This is a genomic window from Streptomyces sp. NPDC002130, assembly GCF_040296465.1.
Classification (GTDB): Bacteria; Actinomycetota; Actinomycetes; order Streptomycetales; family Streptomycetaceae; genus Streptomyces.
In genome coordinates, this window is sequence record NZ_JBEOXI010000405.1 from 1 (window position 1) to 4,683 (window position 4,683).

The following is a 4,683-nucleotide window of genomic DNA, read 5'->3' on the forward strand; positions in this document are numbered from 1 at the left end:
GCCGGGACGCCAGACCCCCGAAGTAACTGCGGTGCACGGAGGCCAGGTCGACGTGCTCCGGGTCCAGCAGCCAGAGCAGGTGGACCCCTTCGACGTCGACGATCCACTGCCTGGCGTAGTCCGCTGATCGCCAGAGCGATCGCTACCGCAAGGACTGCGACAACGACGATGAGCCGGCGAATATCGAGGCCAGCACCTTCCGCGCCTGGAAGGGCCAGCAAGGGCGATTCCGATGCGGCGATGATCATGTTGTGTTCGAGGAGCCAGGCTGTGGCCCTGGCCGACATGGAAGGAAGGGCTCCGACGACGACACCGAAGATCAGTGGGGCTGCCATCAGCAGGGACATTTGATCCGCGTCAGAGAGTCCTGCTGAGTTCGCCGTATTCGGGGTGGTCCGCTGGGGTTCTGACTGACTGTCGAACATGACCGATCTCCTCGTGTCGCCGGAATTGGGCTTCTACGAGTAGGAAGATCCGGTGGAGGCGTCCTGTGTGACACGCGTGGGCAAACTATTTTCGGAACCTGGGTGTCGCACGTGACGGACGCGAGGCGTCGATACGTCCTGCCGCGTTTTTTGCGTTCGACTATCGGCCACACGTGCAGCAACTGTCACCAAAACTCAATGATAGGTCGTCAAAAATTACACTTAGAGCGATATTATTGATGCATGAAAGGTGATGATCGGCTCCTGGCACTGGCAGACCTCGCCCAAGAACAGTGGGGCATGTTCACCTCAGCCCAAGCCGCCGAGTCCGGCGTAAGTGCGCAACACCTCAAGCGGCTGGCAGACCGATTCATCCTCACCCGCATCAGGCATGGCGTGTACCGGCTGACAGGGACGCCGATTCACCTCACCGATCACGTACGCGCCCAATGGCTTGCACTCGACCCGACACGCTCGGCAGCAGAGCGCATCAACAGTGCCGATCCCCGCGGGGTCGCCTCTCATCGAACGGCCGCCGACTTGAGAGAACTCGGTGACATCGATGCCGACATTGCAGAATTCACCGTCCCGCGGCGGCGCAATACACGCAGCGACGGAGTCCGTTTCCACGTCGCCGCGCTGGACCCTACGGACTGGTCCCTACTCGACGGCCTGCCGGTCACGACGACAGCAAGGACGATCGTTGACCTCGCTTCCTCTCGCACAGACGGTGGACACCTCGCGGGAGTGGTGTGGGATGCACTGCGCACCGACCAGGTCTCGCGAGAACAACTGGAGTCCGAACTGCGCCCATTCGCGCACCTCTACGGCGCCCCCCTCGGCGACGGAGCGGGGTTCGTCGCCGCCCTCATCGACGACGTCGCCGCCTCGAACCTGATGGCCATACCGACCGAGGCACTGCAAGAGAAAGCCGCCACCACCGGCGAGGACGCGCACAGGCACGGTGTCCTGAATATTCTGCGTGATCCTGCTCTACCTGCCGCGATTCGTGCACTACGGAAACAAGGAATTCTATAGTGTCACAACATTATTAGACGTCAAAAGCACTTCATAGCGCGGCGCTGTCAGACCGTCGACATTGCTGCGGCACGTGGCGCGAGGAGGTTACTCGAGGAGGTCTGCCACGTGTCGCCCGTCCGTCCCACCGACGAGTTTGAGATTCAGACCTGCGCGCGACGCCAAGGATAATGCGCCGATGCCGTCGGTCAGAGCGGCGTGGGTGATGCGGTCGAGCCCCGCTCCGACAAGTGGGGCGGCCGTCCGCAATGTTGCTTGCAGTGCAACAGAGTTAGTCGAACCGCCGTGCATCAGCAGGTTTCTCTGTCGATAGAGGCGCCGCATCGCGGTGGTGATGTGTTTGGAGACGTCGTTGAGGGTGCGGCGAGGATCTTTCACGACCTGGTTCATGCGTTCCTGGGCGGCGATATCCGTCGGCCGTGTCAATGCCAGCGACCGACCAGATTTGAGGGATTCCGCTACCAATAGAGCCCTCTCCCGATTGGAGGCGGCAGAGGCAAGTGCCAGCGCAAGCCGGTCCGGTTCTTCCGGGTCATGGCGGTGAGCCAAGGAGGTCAATTCACCACGAGGCCATGAACATGCCACCAATGCGGCCATACGATCGGCAGCGACGGAGCCCCGGTCTCGGGTGTCGTCACCGTCGGCGGATGAGATCAGCAAGGCCTCGATGGCCGCCCATCCCCCGGAGATGGCAGGGCCGGGGGATCCGAAGTTCAGCGATGCGGCAAGTTCGAGTGCGTCGTCGAGAGCTGTCGGCTCAGCAACGTCGTATACCCGACGCTCGGCCTGTAGGGACAGCACGAACGCCCCACGCCCGTGTTCGCGGCGCAGTTCGATCTTTTCAGTGTCCGTGCCGCTGCTGACCCAGACTGTGCCCAGCGGCAGCGGGATCTTGTGGCCGCGGGTCCGTTTGCGGGTGTAGCCGCTACGCGCAATCAGCCGATCGACGGTCTCGGCGACAGCGTCGGCTGCGCCGAAGGTGTCTCGGGTCTCCACTGTGTAGAGGAAGCCTCCGCACGTGAGGATGCCTCCTGGAGACTTCGTCTTGTCCTGAATCCACTCGTTCACCTGCCCAGCGGTGCGCCACTGCGGCAGATCCTGCGCCAACTCCATCTTGGGCAGCGCGATGAATGGGACCATTACCTCGAACGAGTGGGCACTGCCGTGGGCCAACGCTCCCGCAGAATCGAGCAACTCGGCCAGGGAATGACCGCCGTACACATGCCCGGAGACCCAACGATGCAGAAAACCCATGCTGTATCCGCAGTCGAGGAGATGCGAGGCAACGGCCCGGGCTAACCGCTCTGGCGAGGGCCGCGAGGATCCCTGCACCGCCACAGCCCAACGCGCGATGTAACCGTCCTGCACCAGATCCGTCAGCTGAGCCAGTGTTCGGTGATGGCGGCTTCCGTGCGGAACTCCGGATCGGAGAGTGGCTCGCAACTGCGTGCGCAGTTCCTTCTCGCCGACGCCCCGATCGCGGCCGGCGAGACGTTCGATATCGTCTGCCAGCCAGGAAACCGCGCTCGTCGAAAGCACGTTCCGCTCGCGCCAACGAGACGCTTCGTCGAGTTCGCGCAATGCCAGAACCGTTCCGGTATCCCAGAGTCGGCGCTGCCAAGGCGAGGTGTCGGAAAAGAAGTCCAACAACCGCACGAAGATGTGCGCGGAATACGGATCAGCGTCCGCACCCTGCGATGCGGCGATGATATGCACGGTGACTGGATCGAGAGGTTTGCTCACCGGAATATCTTCACGTAAACTTCGAGACAAGCGAAACGCTGCAATCTTGAGCAGGGGAATAGTCCTTCGGGACTATTCCCCGCTTTTTCGTTCTCAGCATAGAACATATGTTCGAGGTTAGTTCTGTGTGTGGCAGCGGTTAGGTCACGAGTGCTGAACCAATAGCGAAGGTCCGGTCGGCCAGTTCTTGCCCGTAGACGGTTGCGATGTTGGCCGCGACCGGGGCCCACGCAGTGCGGAACCATTCCAAGCCGCGTTTGAGGCCTTTCGACATCACGGTATCGAGGTCATCGAGAACGTCCTCGACATCGCTGGGGTCGATGTTCGGATGTGCTGGGGCGGAGGCGATGTCGCTGCGAAGCGTGCGCACTAGCTCCACGGCTTCCTCGATGGTGACGCCTTCGGTGTTGTTGACGGTGACGGTGTGGTTTTGCCCGCCGACGACTTGGCTGCTGATGGTTCCGTAGTTCTCGGCCGAGTAGTTCGTGACGTGGTTCGAGACGGGCACCGGCATCGCAGCATCCTCGATCGGGAAGGAACTGCGTAAGGCTCGGTGGCCTTTCGGGGTGAGTTCGGCATAGGTGAATTCGTTATTGGCGTTGCGCTGTCCCGTGATCAGCCTGCGGTCCGCAAGGTCATCGAGAGCCAATCCGACTTCCTGATGAGTGAGAGCGCCGGTGAAGTCTTCACCGTCCGGCCCGCCGACGATGCCAGTGAAGTGTCCGGTGCGCGCGATCGAGGACAGGACCTGGCGGCGTGCGAATTCCTCGCGGTACGACTCAACAGTGTTGCGGGCCCGCATCTTACCGACAGTGGTGAGATGAAAATCGTAGCTGCCGTCGAGGGTGTAGGTGTCTTCGACCAATTCAAGATTTTCGAGTTCGTCGTACACGAAGCGGGCATCGTCATATGGGCAGACCTGTACTGGAAGGGCAACGGCTGGATCGTTGTCGGCCAACCAGCGCAATGCGCGCATAGCGCGAAAGGAGATGCTCACGTTGTGCTCCGTCGTGATCGCGTCGTGCCTGAGTTGGCGCGACGATTCGACACTATCGGCCGCATGTGACATGCATGCTGGAGCAGACGACAGAGGGCTCCGCGTGCACGGACGCCGTTGGCAGTCACAGACACTTTCCGCGATAACGACGACACCGAGAAAGCCGCACGGCCGTCGCGACCGCCCCTACATCCCAATTTCGTCGTCCCACCTGGGTGCGGCTCGATTGCGCACAGGCTGTTTACACGTTGTCTTACGGCTTCCGGTAAGCGAGAACGCGGGAATTCCGAGCGCAGTTAGTACTTGTCGAATACCAAGACCAAGTCGAGGTGGTGCGGTCACCGCTTAACAACGCAACCGCACCGCACCGCATCGCAGGGCAGGGCCGCCGGTGATCAGCGCGGTCTCCCCTCCAGCTTCCCGCTGGCCCGGTAACGGCTCGCCCGGTAGCGCGGCTCGGTGCGCATGTCGGCCTCGAGG

The 4,683-nt window shown here is 61.8% G+C and carries 3 protein-coding genes; 1 reads left to right on the forward strand and 2 read right to left on the reverse strand.

Features of this window, described 5'->3' with window-relative positions:
* Window positions 1-668: 668 nt before the first annotated feature.
* On the forward strand, window positions 669-1,463 hold the full coding sequence (locus ABT116_RS39650; protein ID WP_003944244.1) for a type IV toxin-antitoxin system AbiEi family antitoxin domain-containing protein: 795 nt from the start codon (window positions 669-671) through the stop codon (window positions 1,461-1,463).
* 87 nt (window positions 1,464-1,550) lie between these two features.
* Here ABT116_RS39650 and ABT116_RS39655 read toward each other — a convergent pair whose 3' ends face one another.
* Both ABT116_RS39655 and ABT116_RS39660 read right to left on the reverse strand, forming a co-directional pair.
* A complete protein-coding gene (locus tag ABT116_RS39655) occupies window positions 1,551-3,206 on the reverse strand; it encodes a hypothetical protein (protein ID WP_003944271.1) in 1,656 nt (551 codons plus the stop codon).
* Between the two features lie 139 nt (window positions 3,207-3,345).
* The gene (locus ABT116_RS39660; RefSeq protein WP_003944282.1) at window positions 3,346-4,203 is read right to left on the reverse strand and encodes a hypothetical protein; all 858 of its coding nucleotides are present in this window, start codon (window positions 4,201-4,203) and stop codon (window positions 3,346-3,348) included.
* Between the last annotated feature and the right edge of the window lie 480 nt (window positions 4,204-4,683).